Annotated in this window: 15 protein-coding genes; 4 read left to right on the top strand and 11 right to left on the bottom strand. The window is 41.4% G+C overall.

Annotated features, from left to right (window positions below; translation table 11 throughout):
* Positions 1-6: 6 nt before the first annotated feature.
* The 6 genes from dksA to gltB form a co-directional block, all read right to left on the bottom strand.
* Positions 7-360 (bottom strand): RNA polymerase-binding protein DksA, encoded by a 354-nt coding sequence (dksA, locus tag PHR02_RS00385; protein WP_299987351.1) that lies wholly within the window; start codon positions 358-360, stop codon positions 7-9.
* Positions 361-369: 9 nt separating this feature from the next.
* Positions 370-828, bottom strand: a complete 459-nt coding sequence (locus PHR02_RS00380; RefSeq protein ID WP_299987349.1) for a 23S rRNA (pseudouridine(1915)-N(3))-methyltransferase RlmH — start codon at positions 826-828, stop codon at positions 370-372.
* Positions 825-1,382 (bottom strand): thiamine phosphate synthase, encoded by a 558-nt coding sequence (locus tag PHR02_RS00375; protein ID WP_299987348.1) that lies wholly within the window; start codon positions 1,380-1,382, stop codon positions 825-827. Before PHR02_RS00375 ends, PHR02_RS00380 begins: the two co-directional genes overlap by 4 nt.
* 2 nt (positions 1,383-1,384) lie before the next feature.
* The gene (gene accD, locus PHR02_RS00370) at positions 1,385-2,227 is read right to left on the bottom strand and encodes an acetyl-CoA carboxylase, carboxyltransferase subunit beta (RefSeq protein WP_299987347.1); all 843 of its coding nucleotides are present in this window, start codon (positions 2,225-2,227) and stop codon (positions 1,385-1,387) included.
* A 382-nt stretch (positions 2,228-2,609) separates the two neighbouring features.
* Positions 2,610-3,992 carry a glutamate synthase subunit beta gene (locus PHR02_RS00365; protein ID WP_299987344.1) on the bottom strand — a complete coding sequence of 461 codons (1,383 nt, stop codon included), beginning with the start codon at positions 3,990-3,992 and terminating at the stop codon, positions 2,610-2,612.
* 4 nt (positions 3,993-3,996) lie between these two features.
* Positions 3,997-8,430 (bottom strand): glutamate synthase large subunit, encoded by a 4,434-nt coding sequence (gltB, locus tag PHR02_RS00360; RefSeq protein ID WP_299987341.1) that lies wholly within the window; start codon positions 8,428-8,430, stop codon positions 3,997-3,999.
* Between the two features lie 183 nt (positions 8,431-8,613).
* Here gltB and recO point away from each other — a divergent pair, with 183 nt between their 5' ends.
* The 3 genes from recO to PHR02_RS00345 all read left to right on the top strand — a co-directional run bounded on the left by recO (position 8,614) and on the right by PHR02_RS00345 (position 11,046).
* On the top strand, positions 8,614-9,231 hold the full coding sequence (recO, locus tag PHR02_RS00355; RefSeq protein ID WP_299987338.1) for a recombination protein RecO: 618 nt from the start codon (positions 8,614-8,616) through the stop codon (positions 9,229-9,231).
* 96 nt (positions 9,232-9,327) lie between these two features.
* On the top strand, positions 9,328-9,582 hold the full coding sequence (locus PHR02_RS00350) for a hypothetical protein (RefSeq protein ID WP_299987335.1): 255 nt from the start codon (positions 9,328-9,330) through the stop codon (positions 9,580-9,582).
* A 9-nt stretch (positions 9,583-9,591) separates the two neighbouring features.
* Entirely contained in the window at positions 9,592-11,046 is a 1,455-nt protein-coding gene (locus PHR02_RS00345) for a helicase HerA-like domain-containing protein (RefSeq protein ID WP_299987332.1), read from the top strand.
* Positions 11,047-11,051: 5 nt separating this feature from the next.
* Here the strand turns inward: PHR02_RS00345 and PHR02_RS00340 are convergent, their stop codons facing one another.
* The 5 genes from PHR02_RS00340 to PHR02_RS00320 form a co-directional block, all read right to left on the bottom strand.
* A complete protein-coding gene (locus tag PHR02_RS00340; RefSeq protein ID WP_299987329.1) occupies positions 11,052-11,456 on the bottom strand; it encodes an Rrf2 family transcriptional regulator in 405 nt (134 codons plus the stop codon).
* Entirely contained in the window at positions 11,456-11,899 is a 444-nt protein-coding gene (locus PHR02_RS00335) for a DUF4395 domain-containing protein (protein ID WP_299987326.1), read from the bottom strand. Before PHR02_RS00335 ends, PHR02_RS00340 begins: the two co-directional genes overlap by 1 nt.
* Positions 11,900-12,024: 125 nt before the next feature.
* Positions 12,025-12,390 carry a response regulator gene (locus PHR02_RS00330; RefSeq protein ID WP_299987323.1) on the bottom strand — a complete coding sequence of 122 codons (366 nt, stop codon included), beginning with the start codon at positions 12,388-12,390 and terminating at the stop codon, positions 12,025-12,027.
* Positions 12,390-13,712 carry a methyl-accepting chemotaxis protein gene (locus PHR02_RS00325; RefSeq protein WP_299987320.1) on the bottom strand — a complete coding sequence of 441 codons (1,323 nt, stop codon included), beginning with the start codon at positions 13,710-13,712 and terminating at the stop codon, positions 12,390-12,392. Before PHR02_RS00325 ends, PHR02_RS00330 begins: the two co-directional genes overlap by 1 nt.
* Entirely contained in the window at positions 13,712-15,610 is a 1,899-nt protein-coding gene (locus PHR02_RS00320) for an ATP-binding protein (protein WP_299987318.1), read from the bottom strand. The genes PHR02_RS00325 and PHR02_RS00320 overlap by 1 nt, the downstream gene beginning before the upstream one ends.
* Positions 15,611-15,710: 100 nt before the next feature.
* On the opposite strand from PHR02_RS00320, the gene PHR02_RS00315 reads away from it, so the two are divergent.
* Positions 15,711-16,223 (top strand): rhodanese-like domain-containing protein, encoded by a 513-nt coding sequence (locus PHR02_RS00315; protein ID WP_299987315.1) that lies wholly within the window; start codon positions 15,711-15,713, stop codon positions 16,221-16,223.
* Positions 16,224-16,232 lie beyond the last annotated feature (9 nt).

Below are 16,232 nucleotides of genomic sequence, written 5' to 3'. Positions count from 1 at the left end.
TCCCTGTTAGTGTTTATTTTTTTCTACGATCGGACGGCACACAATACAATACTTAGCGTGTGGTTTTACTTTTAAACGCTGAAAACCGATATCATCTTCACACATTTCACAAACACCGTATTGTTTAGACTTGATTTTATACAAAGCGGCTTCAATCTCTTCAAGCTCATGCATTTGTTGAGAACCAATAGCATTTTCAACCATGTTGTCATTGCTGGCAGACGCATAGTCACCTTCGTCGTTGAGTTCCATCTCACGCAACTGATTCATTTCACTTTCGACGCCGGTAAGATTTTTGATAATCTGGGCTTTACGCGTCAGCAATATCTCCTCGAAATACTGCAACTCATGGTCTCTCATCAATGCTCCTCATTTGTGGTACGGATGGTTTGCTAACAGTGAATAGGCACGGTATATCTGCTCTAGCAGTACCGCTTTAGCGATTTTGTGGCTCATCGTCATTTCAGAGAGACTGATTGCCACATCACATTGTTCTACAAAGCTTTTTTCAAAGCCGTAAGCTCCGCCGATAAAAAATTGCAACGAAATTTTATCACTTATAAGCTTACTAAATGCAAAACTGTCCAATTTTTTCCCCTCAGGATGCAACGCAATCGAGTAATTTTTACCCAGCATAGGTGATAATAATTTCGAATATGCTATTTGAGATGCTTCAGGAGAAATTGTGTGTGCTTTTACAACCTCTTTAGGGAAAAGTTCGATGTCTTCCACTTTGGCAAAACGTGAAATCATTTTCATCTGTTCTTGGTAGAGTGGATCGTACAAGGAGCGCTCTTTTTTCGCAATGGTTATGATCGAAATGTTCATAACAGTCCACTCCCGATTACTTTGTAGGTAACGTGATTAAAACTATCATCGAGCCTAACACCCCCGATGGCGGCTACCGGGTGTTTAGAGCGTGCCGCGATCTCATCAAGTTTATCCCCTAGTACTTTGGCATCTGATTTGGTCGATGTACTACGATAGGCCCCTAATCCGATGTAATTAAGATCAAGATCATTTGCAATCTCAATCTCATCACTATTATGGGTGGAAAGACCAATGATTTTATCCTCACCGATTGCCATTTTTAAAATTTTGATGGCACGTATCGGATCAGTGTCGATCGCAACCAAATCTTCTTGCCCGATATGAACACCGTCACAAAAAGTGGAAAGCTCATAATGATCGTTAATCACTAAAAAACTTTCCCAAACTCTACGCAATGCTATCAAATCGGTTTTTACGGTAGCGATGTCGGCATGTTTATTACGGTACTGGAGAATTTCAGCACCTAAAGCTTTTGCACGCTCAGCAAAGGAGAGGAGATCAATGCCCCGCTCTCGGAGCATATCTGCATCACATAAGGCGTAAAGATGCATCGTTACGGAAGAAGAAGTTTGAGCATGTCGCTCAATGTCTCTTTGAGTTCACTGCGTTCTACGATCATATCGATAGAACCTTTTTCGAGGAGAAATTCGGCTCGTTGGAACCCTTCAGGGAGGTCACTTCCAATCGTTTGTTTGATAACACGTTGACCTGCAAAACCGACCAAAGCACCTGGCTCAGCGATAATAATATCTCCGAGTGTTGCGAAAGAGGCACTAACACCTCCCATAGTAGGGTCAGTAAGGAGTGAAATATAAGGAAGCTTTGCATCCGCCAATTTCGCCAAAGCAGCCGATGTTTTCGACATCTGCATCAGAGAAAAAGTACTCTCTTGCATACGTGCTCCACCGCTGGCACTGACGATAATAAGACCTTGACGTTTCTCTAATGCACGATTCACCGCACGGACGATTTTTTCACCCTCAACCGAACCGAGTGATCCACCCATAAAGTTAAAATCGAAAACAACCAGTTGTGCAGGAACCTCATTAATCGTACATTCACCGCTTACCACCGATGAGTAAGTACCGTTTTTAGCAAATCCCTCTTCGACACGTGCGGCATAGCTTTTTTTATCAACAAAGTTGATCGGATCAACCGGACGAAGATTTGCATCAAATTCGACAAAGCTCCCCTCATCTGTGATCAGTGCAAGACGCTCTTTTACCCCGATACGGAGGTGAAACCCACATTTAGGACATACATGGTTTTGTTTTTCAATCTCTTTATAATACATTAGTGACTGGCACGAAGGGCATTTTACCCAGTGAGATGGAGCCTCGCTTTTGGTGGGTTGTTTTTTCTTTTCGGAGTCCCCGAACAGGTTAAATAGACTCAAAAATACTCCTTTTCTACAATCAAACGTATCTGCTCAAAAAGCTCTTTATCCGAACACATGAGGATATATCTATCATCACTAAACACATGAAGGTGTTTACTCAAGAATAATCCGGCTTGGATATTGTAAGGTCGCATTGTACCTAAAAATAGCATATATTTCACATAAGGGGCATACGCTAGCTAGAGTGCTAATGCGCCGGGAACGGAGAATTCCAAATTTTTTCCATCAATTTTTTAATTACTTCAGGGGACTCGGGTCCTTTTTCAAAAAGACCGACTTTAGCAGATATAATGGGTGTTAAATAAAGAAGAGTTTCCCTCTTCAATCCTAGCTTCTATCTGTGCTTGTCACGAGATAAAAGCTAGGATAAAGTCGTTCATTAACGAAGAAGTGATTTAACAATAGAACGGGCTGCTTCACGGCCATCATACGCTGCAGTCACCACCAAATCAGCACCGCGATAACAGTCCCCTCCTGCATAAATTCCCGATGTAGTCGTTTCGTTTTTATCATTAATGATAATACCGCCCCAACCATTTACCTCAATACCATTTTCAGCAAGGAATGGAGGTACACACGGATCAAAACCAAGGGCCATAATAATAACATCAGCATTAACGTTAAAATCACCCCCCTTAACCTCTTCCATTTTTTGACGACCGGATTCATCTTTAGCGCCAAGGACAGTTTTAGCCATATGGATTCCGACCGCTTTCCCATTTTCACCTAATATGACCTCTTTTGGAGAAGCATGAAAAACAAATTCTATCCCCTCTTCGATCGCATTTTTGTACTCTTTTACAGAACCAGGCATATTATGTGCGTCACGTCGGTAGAGACAAGTTACATTTTTAGCCCCTTCACGTTTAGCGGTACGTACACAGTCCATCGCGGTATCGCCACCTCCGATAACGACAACTTCAAGATCTTTGAAATCAAATTTTTTGTCGTATGTAGAAGCAAAGTTTTTACGTTGAATCGCGGTTAAATACTCCATGGCGGGATAAACGTTGGAAGCATTTTCACCGGAGATCTTAGCACCTTTGCTTTTCGTTGCACCGATACCGATAAATACAGCATCATGTTTATCAGCAATAGCATCAAATTCGATATCTTTCCCTACTTCGCAGTTAAGAATCAATTCTAAACCTGCTTCAAGAAGTAAATTAACACGACGTTCAACGATTTTTTTATCAAGTTTAAAGTTCGGAATACCGTAGGTGAGCAATCCACCCGCACGATCGGAACGCTCATACATCGTTACCGCAATCCCCGAGCGAAGCAAATAGGTTGCAGCAGAGAGCCCAGCAGGTCCTGAACCGATAATCGCTACTTTTTTATCCGTCGTAATTCCTGGAAAATATGGCTTTAATCCTTGACGAAATCCCTCTTCATTAATAAACGTTTCAACACTCCCGATCGTGATGGCTCCGTGTCCGTCATTAAGGGTACAATCCCCTTCACAAAGACGATCATGAGGACATACGCGACCCATTACTTCAGGAAACGGTGATGGCTCATTCGAGAGATTAAAGGCAAATTTCAAATCCTTTTCCGCAACCGCTTTGAGCCATTGAGGAATATAGTTATGAAGTGGGCATTTATTTAAACAAAACGGATCACCGCACTGGATACATCGATCACTTTGTGAGGAGGCATCACCCGCACTTACCGGTTCGTAAATTTCACTAAAATCTTTTAGGCGTTGCAATACAAGACGTTTCGTGGGGTCGAGACGCTCAATCGTTAAAAATTCTCTCATACTTCTAGTCCCCTTTATCCGGATTGAGTGGCAATTTAGTTAGGTTTTTCGGGCGAACAAGCCAGAAATTTCGGATTTCAACACGGAAATTTTTAAGGAGCTCTTGCGCCATTTCACTCTCAGTTTCAGCAACATACTCTTTGAGAAGACGTTTAAGGTAATGTCGTGCTTCGTCTCCATCATCGGTATCGATTCGTAGTGCATCAATCAACTCACGGTTTACATTTTCAACAAAACTATGATCTTGATCGTATACGAATGCAAATCCACCGGTCATACCCGCACCAAAGTTTATACCGGTTTTACCGAGGATAACAACTACACCGCCCGTCATGTATTCACACGCATTATCGCCTGTACCTTCAACAACCGCCATAGCACCAGAGTTACGGACGGCAAAACGCTCGCCAACCGAACCGGAAATAAAGAGTTTACCTCCCGTTGCACCGTACAAACAGGTATTTCCCCCTGCAGCAAATGCTTCACCTTGGTTACGTGAGCGAATAACGATTTTACCGCCATGCATCCCTTTACCGATGTAATCGTTTGCGACACCCTCTAAACGAATTGAGACACCGTTTATCAAAAAGGCTCCGAGAGCTTGACCGGCAATCCCTTTAAGATTGATTTTAATGGTATTCTCTTTAAGACCTGAGTCTCCATAATATTGAGCAATTTCACCACTAATACGGGCACCAAAACTACGATTCAGATTACAAATATCACGGAGAATTTTGATCGGACGTTCAGGATTTTTAATCGCATCCATCGCTTCAGCCAAAACCTCTTGCTCAAATTCGTTCAGATCAAACGGCTCGTTGCTTGGAGATTGACAAGTGTTTACCCCCTCTTCACGGTGCAAAACAGAGCTGAAATCGAATTTTTTCGCAAATTCGGTATCGATAACACGAAGCATATCGCTGCGTCCAACTAACTCTTCCATCGTTTTATACCCAAGTTGCGCCATGATACGACGTACATCTTCGGCTAAGTAGGTAAAATAATTGATTAATTGATCAACGGTACCCGTAAAATAGTCTCTTCGAAGCTTCTCATTTTGCGTTGCAACCCCGACTGAACATTTATTTACATGACAAATACGGAGCATTTTACATCCGATAATCGTCAAGGCACCCGTACCGAATGCATAACTCTCAGCACCTAACAATGCTGCTTTTACGATATCTTGACCCGTTTTAAGTCCACCATCAGTTTGGACATGAACAAGACCGCGAAGATTGTTCACTTTAAGAGCATTATGCGCTTCAGAGAGCCCAAGTTCCCACGGATTCCCTGCAAATTTGATCGACGTGAGCGGAGCCGCACCGGTACCGCCATCCCCACCGGAGATGATAATTTTATCGGCGTATGCTTTCGCAACACCCGCAGCAATCGTCCCTACACCCGCAGAAGAGACGAGTTTAACGGCTACTTTCGCGTTTGGATTGACCTGTTTCATATCGAAAATAAGCTGTGCCAAATCCTCGATCGAGTAGATATCATGGTGTGGCGGAGGTGAGATGAGTGTTACACCCGGCATCGTATAGCGAAGACGTGCGATAAGCCCGCTCACTTTATGACCCGGAAGCTGTCCACCCTCACCCGGTTTCGCCCCTTGGGCTACTTTGATCTGAATCTCTTCAGCTGAGCGGAGGTACGCCGGAGTTACTCCGAAACGTCCTGATGCTACCTGTTTGATTTTAGAATTTTTAAGCGTGCCGAAGCGTGCCGCATCTTCTCCACCCTCACCTGAATTACTTTGTGCACCGATAGTATTCATCGCCACCGCAATACACTCATGCGCTTCCGGTGAGATAGATCCCAATGACATTGCTGCCGACGCAAAACGTTTAAAGATTTTTTCTTTAGATTCTACTTCAGAGATATCAATAGGAGAACGGTCTGATTTAAACTCAAAGAAATCACGGATAAATTTTTGCCCGCGACTATTGACTAATGCACTCAATTTGTCAAAATCTTCCCGTTTACCGGTTTTAGAGACTTTATGAATAGCATGAATTACATCAGGGTTAAAATCATGATGTTCTTGTCCGTTGTAGAATTTATAATATCCACCGATTTTTAGTGGGAAAATTCGATTAAAGCCGCCCACTTCAAACGCATCTTTATGGTTACGATCCAAACGCTCGTCAATGTCGTCATAAGTAAGTCCCGGTATCATCACATGCGATTCTCCAAAACATTCATGAACAATCTCTTTGCTCAAGCCGATAACGTCAAAAAGCCCCGAGTTGCGGTATGACGCGATCGTTGCAATCCCCATTTTTGACATAATTTTTAATAGTCCCGCATTCAATGCATGATGAACCGCTTTAAAAGCTTCTGAGCAATTAACGTCAGTAACACTGCGTTCAGCACGAGCAGCTACGGTAGCGAACAAAAGGGCCGGATAAACCGCACTCGCTCCGTACGCGATCAACGTCGCTGCACCGTGAGAATCGACAACCTCTGAAGTACATGCTACAATCGAAGCTAAATGACGGATTTTTGCATCCAATAACGCACGGCTGATACGTCCAACGGCCATTGCCATAGGGATCACTTTGTGATCTTTATCAAATCCGCTGTCATCAAGAATAACAATACGAATACCCTCTTCACGTACGGCTTTAATCACTTGTTCAACCAATGTTTCAAGAGCCTGTTTCAATCCGCCGTTATAGGCAGTTGAAAACTCCTGATTGCTATAAAATGACTGATAACGCGGTGATTTTTTATCCCCGAATGATTTAAGTACTTCTAGCTTTTCACGAATAATAATCGGAGAAATCGCTTTGAGTCGGTTCGCATGGGAGGGGATCTCATCCAAAATATTATGGGTTTCGCCAAATCCTGTGTTCAAACTCATCACCACTTTTTCGCGGATCGGGTCGATTGGAGGATTAGTAACTTGGGCAAAACGTTGTTTGAAATAATCGCTAAAGTGGCGTTGTACATTACTAAATGCCGCTAGAGGAGTATCATCGCCCATAGATCCGACCGCTTCTTTTCCATCGCGCATCATCGGCTCAATCACTTGTTCTACTACCTCTTGAGTAATATTAAAATAGCGTTGGCGTTCTACCAAATTACTAGCTTCATACTCACAACGGGTAATATATTGTTGTTCTACATGCTCTTGAAGATAGATCATGTGGTCATTCAACCACTTCATATAAGGGTTGGAGCTTTTTAGATACTTATTGATTTTATTGTCTTTGAGCACTTTACCGAATTTCAAATCCAAACCGATCATTTGACCTGACTGCAAACGTCCACGTTCTTTGATTTGCTCTTCTGGGATATCGATAACCCCGTATTCACTCGCAATTAAGAGGGTATCATCATGAGTAATGATGTATTTAGAAGGGCGAAGACCGTTACGATCGAGTACACATCCGATGTAGCGACCGTCCGTTACGGAGAAAGCCGCCGGTCCATCCCATGCTTCAAATACGGTAGAGTGGTATTCGTAAAAAGCACGTAATTCAGGATCCATATGAGGTGCATTTTGCCACGGTGCAGGGATAACCGCACGCACTGCTTTGAAAAAATCCATACCGTTGATGATCAAAAACTCGAAAAAGTTATCGGCACTTGCACTGTCCGATCCACCCGGTTGGAGAATCGGGAGTAAGCGTGCAATCTCTTCGTCGGTAAATACTTCACTTTTGATCGATTCAGATTTAACTGCAACATTAAAACGGTTTGCTTCGACCGAGTTAATCTCACCGTTGTGAGCAACGGCGCGGAACGGTTGAGCCAAACGCCATTTAGGAAGAGTATTGGTTGAGAAACGTTGGTGGAAAAGGGCAAAAGAGATTTTAAAATTTTCGGCTTGTAAATCGGTATAAAATTCTTTGATATGCGTCGGCATAATCAAACCTTTATACGAAACAACACGAGCAGACATAGAGGCGATGTAAAAATCCTCATCTTCTACGAGAGCGTGCTCGATCTCTTTACGGCTAAGATAAAGCAACGCATCAAAACGCTGAGATGCCATTAATGAATTAGGGGTAATAAAAATATGATGGATTTCCGGCAAACTGGCAAGTGCCTGCTCACCGAGAGCATTAGTATCGACCGGAACAACACGATCTAATACAACTTTGAGGTCATTCTCGTGACAAATTTTTTCAAAATGTTCTAAATTCGAAGCGTTACGGGTAAAAACAACCGCAACCGCATAGTGTTTTGGAAGTTCTACTCCAAGCTCAGCCGCAGTGGCACGCATAAACTCATGCGGAAGAGATAAAAGCAATCCGCTTCCATCTCCGGTTTTACCATCAGCCGCAACCGCTCCACGGTGCATCATTCTCTCAAGCGCAGTAATCGCGTTTTCCAAATTTTCATGCGAAGGACGGTTTTTGATGTTTGCTATCAAACCAAATCCGCAGTTATCTTTAAATGATCGTAATAGGTCTTGGTATTCCACTCTAATCGTCACCTTTCACCAGAAAATTTCGGCAAATTGTTATTTTTTAATCTCTTTTTAAACATAAGTAGTTTAAAGAGGAGATGAAATTTTCTTATTTTAACGTCTACAAGGTTAAAAAAGGTTAAAATAATGGATAATTTTTGATCAATTATAGAAAATGTGTAGAATAGAGCCGAAAGTATGCAGGGATTTATTATCAAACTCTCACGAGTACGCGAAGAAGATATGATCGTTACTATCATATCGGAGGAAAGCTTACAGACCGTTTATCGCTTTTACGGTGCTCGGCACAGTCCTATCAATATGGGCTTTAAAATCGATTTTGAAACAGACAGTTCGCTGAAATCGTCAATTCCAAGACTCAAGGATGTCGTTCATTTAGGATTTTCGTGGATGGGTCAATACGAACGGCTTCGCCTTTGGCAGCAGTTTATCGTCTTATTTCATCCCCATCTCAAAGACTCTGAATCCATTGGAGATTTTTATTTTTTACTTTTGAACGATTCGGCATTACGTTGGAGAGATCAAAATCCAAAGCGCGTTGCTATCGAAGCCTATGTTCGTCTTCTCGATCATGAGGGAAGGCTCCATCGAGAGCTCAACTGCTTTTTTTGTGATCTCCCTATCGATGATAATATTGCATTGATACGAGCATTTATCCCTGCTCACCAAGAGTGTTCGCATACCCTCTCTATCAATTCAAAAGGTCTCGAATGGCTTTACAATCACGCTTCTACCCTCTTCTTAGACGATAAAGAAGTGGAAAGGTTATGGTATGTTCTTCTCGAAGGGTTTTAGGTACATCTTTTGCTTATATTTTCATGAGTGAGTTTACCCGCTTAACATTGAAAAAGTAGATAACATCAGTTAAAAATCAATACAAATGAGTCCATTATGCGAATTAATAAAGCGAGTGAAGCAATTTTAGCAAAGTACATTCAAGAACCCAGTAGCAAAAGAATTTCCTCTTTCGGCTCTTATAAACCAAAAGCCAAAGGTTCTACGCTCGAAGAGTTTTATAGAGAAGTGAAAGCTCGAAGTGCTTTACAAATTGAACATGTCTATACCGGTAAAAATGCAACAGAAATAGAGTCCATGATGAATCAAAACCGTCGATTGATCGAAGCACAGCGTAAGACAAAAAAATAAAGGAACGGCATGTCTAATTTTGATTTTATTGCCAAGTCAGACGATCAGTTTCTCAGTTTATTGCCCTCTATGGCTAACCGTCATGGCCTTATCACCGGAGCCACAGGAACAGGGAAAACGATTACTCTCCAAAAAGTGATAGAGAGTTTCTCAGCCATCGGCGTCCCCTGTGTCGTCAGTGATATCAAAGGGGATCTTAGCGGTATCGCAAATGTCGGCGGTAATAATGAAAGAGTAAGTGAAAGATTCAAACTTTTAGGGTTGGAAGAAGTCTACACCGAGTGTCCCGTCACTTTTTGGGATGTCTGGGGAGAAAATGGCCATCCGATCCGTACGACAATTAGTGATATGGGTCCCTTGCTTCTCTCACGCTTAATGACACTGAATGAAACCCAAAGCGGGGTTTTAAATCTTGTATTTAAAGTTGCTGATGATGAAGGATTAGCACTCCTGGATCTAAAAGATCTTCGTGCTATGGTTCAAAATGTAGGTGAACGCGCTAAAGAGTTGAGTTTAAATTACGGTAATGTTTCCACTGCTTCTATCGGTGCAATACAACGTGCCCTCCTCTCTTTAGAATCTCAAGGAGCTGATAGGCTCTTTGGCGAACCGATGCTCAATATCCACGATCTCATCCAAACGGTGAATGACAAAGGGGTTGTCAACCTCCTCGATGCAACGAAGCTTATGAATACTCCAAAACTTTATGCTTCACTGTTGCTCTGGATCCTCTCAGAACTTTTTGAGCTCCTCCCCGAAGCGGGTGATAATAAAAAACCTAAACTTCTTTTCTTTTTCGATGAAGCCCATTTATTATTCAATGATGCTCCGGATGTTCTCATCGATAAGATCGAACAAGTGGTTCGTCTCATCCGCTCAAAAGGGGTGGGGATCTATTTTATCACCCAACATCCTAACGATATTCCTGAAAAAATAGCGGCCCAGTTAGGGAATCGAATCGCCCACGCATTGCGTGCTTTCACGCCAAAAGACCAACAAGCACTCCGCGCAGCGGCTGAGACGATGCGCGATAATGAAAACTTGGATGAAAAAACTGCATTAATGGAACTCGGAGTCGGTGAGGCCCTCGTCTCCTTCTTAGATGAAAAAGGGACCCCGCAGATCACTCAACGTGCCCTTATCGTTCCACCATTATCACACATCGGGCCGATCACTCCAGCGCGTCGAAAAGAGCTGATGGCTAACTCTATCGTTGGCAATACGTACGATACGAGTGTAGATGCCGAATCGGCGTATGAAAAACTTACCCAAAGACTTCAAGAACAAGCATCTCAAAAAGCTGAGGAAGAAGAGTTAAAAGCACAAGGAAAAGAGGAGAAAAGTGCGGGAAGAGGCCGTGAAAGTGCTACAGAAGCACTAGCGAAATCAGCCGCACGCGCTATCGGTTCTCAACTAGGACGTGCAATTATTCGAGGAATTTTAGGGAGTATTTTTAAAAAATAAACATATCAAATCTCATAATAATGAGGTTGATATGCCTGATCCAATTCGGAGAGTTTCATCCCAAAAATAGCTCTCATCTTCTCTTCGATGTCGCCCCAAAAATACTCTAATATCAAACTCGATCCTGTATTCCCATCGATCTTATAAAACGGCCCTTCCAATGCTTCAATAATCTCTATTACTTCGATCTCGTGACTGTGTCGTGAGAGTTTATACCCTCCTGAAGCTCCACGAAAACTGCTAACTAGATTATTGCGGCGTAAAATAGAGAGAAGCTGTTCAAGATAACCATGTGAGATCTGTGTCATCGCTGCAATCTCACGTACTTGCATTGCTCGTGCATGTGGTGCATGAGATAGGACATGCATTGCCGCAAGTCCATAAATCGCTTTTGATGAGAGTGCTGCCATTACTCAAATCCTTTCGGATAAAGATTTTTAGCAATATAATAGATTTTACACGCAATACAATATCCAAACAAAAGTTCCAAAGCCGCACAAAAAAGAAATATTCCTGCTATAACCGCTACAACGGTATCAGCTCCGATTAAAGAAAATATCAAAAGTGCAATGGTAAATCCTATTCCGAAAATAGCAGCTAAACGTTTAGCACCGGCATCTTCCATTTTTACCGCTAATGCAAATTTTTTCTGTATCCACAATGAACTGATATTGACAGGACTTAAATATTTTTTCCCTGTTAGTCGAAGCATAAAATCAACAATCAAGATCATCAAGATCATCATAGATTGTGTAACTAAAAATGTGATTATGCCTAGTATTACAAATAAAGTATTGATTCTTGTAACCGTTGCATCTACTTGACGAAAAATTAAAGGGCATTGTTGAGCCATCGTTTTCTCCTAAATTTTTCACCATTTTAATATAGGATTTTCTTATTGTCAACTATCCATACTGTATTACTAAGGTATTGAATTTTAGCCAAAAAAATAGGAGGTCATAAAACCTCCTACTCTTCTTATCGCTTTTTAACCAATTCGCGTACTTTTTTCTCAACATTTGCAAGTGAATCAAACGGTTTTAGAACATAATGATCGGCACCGATTTTATGACTTTGGAGCACTTTATCCAGTGTAGAATACGCTGTCATCATTATAACAATACATTCGGGATCTTTACTTTTGATCTCTTCTAGAACACTCAGACCATCTTTTTGAGGCATCATAATATCGAGTAAAACACCATCGTATTCACCTTTTCTAAAGCGAGAAAGAGCATTGATTGGATTATCAAAATAAGTTACTTTGATATCTCCTGATCGCGTTAGTACTTTCTCCAACATTGTCCCGATTTGGATCTCATCATCAACAATCATTAAATGCATTATTTCTCTCCTTTGAATAAGTCTTTAATAGCTGTGCCCATCATATTGTCATTTTTTTCACTGACCAGTAAATCTAGTACTTCAAATACCGTTTTACTTGCCTCTTCAATCGTTCGAATACGTTGCTCAATTTGAGTACGTGAACACAATTTTTTACCATCTCCACAATCGGCTATCAGTGCATTTGCCTGTGTGTGGACCACACCATGTGGAGCTTCTAAGCGACTATACGATTTAAGCATTCCAAACTGTTCTTTACCCACACCGCTATCGTACCATTTACCCAAACGACACGTATGGTGATCAACCGCTTTAAACCCATTTTCTTGCCCGAACAAAAAGGCATACACGTTGTTTTTATAAATAACGTGATCTATTTTTGCTAAATTACTAAAAATATAGTTACTGATGTCCATAATCTCATAAACACTTCTTGATGCGTTACGTTGGAAAATCGACATACGATCTGACATTTTTGAAACTTCATGTTTTGTTGTAGAGACAATCCCCGAAAGCTCTTCCGTTGCGGTTTCAATCTCATTAGTATCTTGCTGCATCGATTGAATCACGATTTCAATCTCTTTGGTCGCTTTTTGGGTACGTTCTGCCAGTTTACGCACCTCATCGGCGACGACGGCAAACCCTCGACCATGTTCACCTGCCCGTGCTGCTTCGATTGCTGCATTCAGTGCAAGAAGATTGGTTTGATCGGCGATATCTTTAATTAAAGCAACAACACTTGAAACTTCATGTGATCGGTTAACAAGGTTAGACGTTGTAGAGATCGTCCCCTCCATAAGTTCAGCAAGAGTCCCCATATCGTCATCAACATGTTTAGCGATTGCAAGCCCTTCATCTGAGCCACGTGCGGTTTCGTTAGACTGTTCAACCATCTCTTTAAGTTTTGCTAAAATATCAACAAAAACATGCTGAGTTGCATCCAGTGCCCCTTTGATACTCTTTTGGTGCATCTCTAGCAATCCACCCTGCTCACCGCCGATTACGGATGATTTCGTTAGGATAAAGCCTTTCACTCCGTTACTCAAATTTTTGCTCTCAACCGAAGCCTCACATTCGCCGACAATGATCTCGGAAGAACCTTTTGCGAGTTCTTTGATAACCGCTGATTTATTGGTGATCGATTCTGCACGGGTATTGTAAAAAATTGCTTCATCCCGATCATTTAACACTATAATCGCTTCTTTGAGACTCAATGCTGCTATCTCTTTGTACAACACAAGTTCAGCTTTCAAAATATCCCGTTCAACTCGTAAGATATCCGCTTCTTCTTTATATTTTGCTGCTTCTTTTCCGAAAAACATTATTTTTCCTCCTTGTATTTTTTCAAACTGATTTCAAATACGGCACCATCATTATCATTTGAAACTCGGATACTTCCACCGTGCTTGTCAATAATAGCCTTGGCAACATTCAATCCGATTCCCATGCTCTTTTTTTTCTCTCCAGCAATTGCAAAATCGAACAGAGTCTCTAACATCTCACTCGGTATTCCTCCGGCATTGTCACTAATAGTAATCGTAATCTCATCGCCATCACATTTCAACCAAACATCAAGCCGACGATTTTCATAAGGTATTATACCTTTTTCAAATTCATCTAACGCATTGTTTATAACAATAATCCACACTTGTTCGAGTCGCGTAGGAATTCCCATCGTTATACAGTTTTTTGGGTCATATTTTGTCCGCAGTGTAAACAAATGACCGTTTAGACGTATAGGAGCAATATGTTTTGCACGATTCATAACAATACGTAATCCATAAATAAGGGTCATATCAACACTGCACATACCCATCACTTCTTTCCCAGTACCGGCGAATTCATACATAGATCCCACAATAGATTCAATCCTCTCAATACCCTCATCAATCGGCTTGAAATAGCTCTCTAGTTGGTCAATCTTCCCTTCACATTCCCATTTTAGCAACTCAAGGTTCCCCTTGATATAGGTGATAGGGGTATTAATTTCATGAGTGATGGCAGCAGCTAACCTACCGACACTCATCAGCTTTGCATCACTTATTTTCTCTTCTTTCAGTCGTTCAAAATTACTCATATCCACAAAATAAAGAATATGATAATATTCATTCTGAATCAACGGGTTGGTCATAGAACTCATATGGACGGTATAGTACACTTTATTATTGTTAGCATCAACAGAGATAATTCGTCCATTAATATGCCCTTTTTTTAGCTCTTTAACAATATATTCAAGCCCATCTTTTTGAGAATACTTTTTTGAATAGATAGGCTGTAAGCCTGCCTCAGTTTCCATCATCCACGTCCATAAATCGCAACTCTCTACCAAGGCATCAAAATTCTGATACCCATTGATTTCCAAAAATTTACGGTTAACCATAATTGCTTCATAGCGATGGTCGAACAATACGGCCAAGGAGGTATCATAATCGATTAATTGTTTCATACTTTCCAAAATAGCCCGTTTCATCTCACTGACGTCATGCCCGATAAAAACGACCTCTTCGATATTTCCCCGACTGTCTAAAACGGCATAAATAGTAGAGTCGACTGTAATCGTTTGGTTATTAGCACCGGTAATCTCGATAATTCCCCGATAAATCTCTCCCGCTTGCAAGTGTGCACGAACCAAGGTTCTAAGATATATCCAAAATCGCTGTTCAACAAAACGGAGCCAATAATGCCCGATCATCTCACTCGGTGCCATACCGACTAATGCGCTCAATAGCGTATTAACCTCTGCTATCATCCCATTATGTGCGATTCGTATTACCAATGCGGTTTTTGAGATCGATCCGAACATCAAATTGATTTGTCGGTATGCTTTTTTCGCCCCTTTGGCTTCTAAGGATTGGGAGAGAAGCCGTTCTACGACTTTTTGAACTGCACTCGGTAAAAGAGGTTTAAGGAGATATTTATCAACACCTACGTCGATTGCTTGTAAAAACAGATCACTCCCGTGGGCACTTGAAATAACAATCGTTTTAATAGCGGGATTTTGGATTTTACTGCGGCTTATGGTCTCAAAAATTTCATTGCTCATTTGCATCGGATGGAGAATCAAAAGATCGATTTCATCAAAATATTCGGGAAAATCATTCCGAATCTCCAACTCTGCATTGAACCCTTGTATGACATTTATAAATGGATCTTGATCCGCTAAATTATAATCCCCAATCATCCAATCGGTAACATATACAATTTTGATTACTTCAACCATAGGCCCACATTGCTTTTTTCAAATAATACCCTGTTTTTATTCATCTGAGTATAATCTTAATGAGATACAATCACGTTCACTATATTTAAAGGGCTTAATAATGCAAAAACTTCTTCTTCTCCTACTAATGGTATTTACCTTACATGCAGATGATATTTATGAAGGTGACCTCACCGCAGCAGAAGCGCATGAGATGCAAAAAAAAGGGGAAGCCATTATCGTCGATGTCCGTACAACCCTTGAGTTTATTTATACGGGGCATGGTGAGGGATTTATCAATATCCCTGCGTATGAATGGACCTATATCCCTAAATCAGTAGAAGAGCGGGTTAAAAGTGCCGAGTTTGAACTCAAAAATGATAAACCAAAAGGGCATATTGAGATTCAAAAGCTTTATGACGCTAAGGAGGTATTTAACAAAAATTTCGTCAGTGATGTTATGAAGGCGATGAAACTTCGCAATACCGATTCAGTTATTCTCGTCTGCCGAAGCGGACCCCGCTCAAAAGCGGCTGCCAACGTCCTCGCCAAAGAGGGGATAAAAGCGTATAACCTCGATAACGGATTTATGTTCGGATGGAAAGAGGCAAAAATGCCATGGGACGGGTTTTAAAACCCGACT

This window comes from Sulfuricurvum sp. (assembly GCF_028688295.1).
Lineage (GTDB): Bacteria > Campylobacterota > Campylobacteria > Campylobacterales > Sulfurimonadaceae > Sulfuricurvum.
The sequence above is the reverse complement of the archived record's forward strand: the minus strand, read 5'-3'. Positions and strand labels throughout refer to the sequence as shown.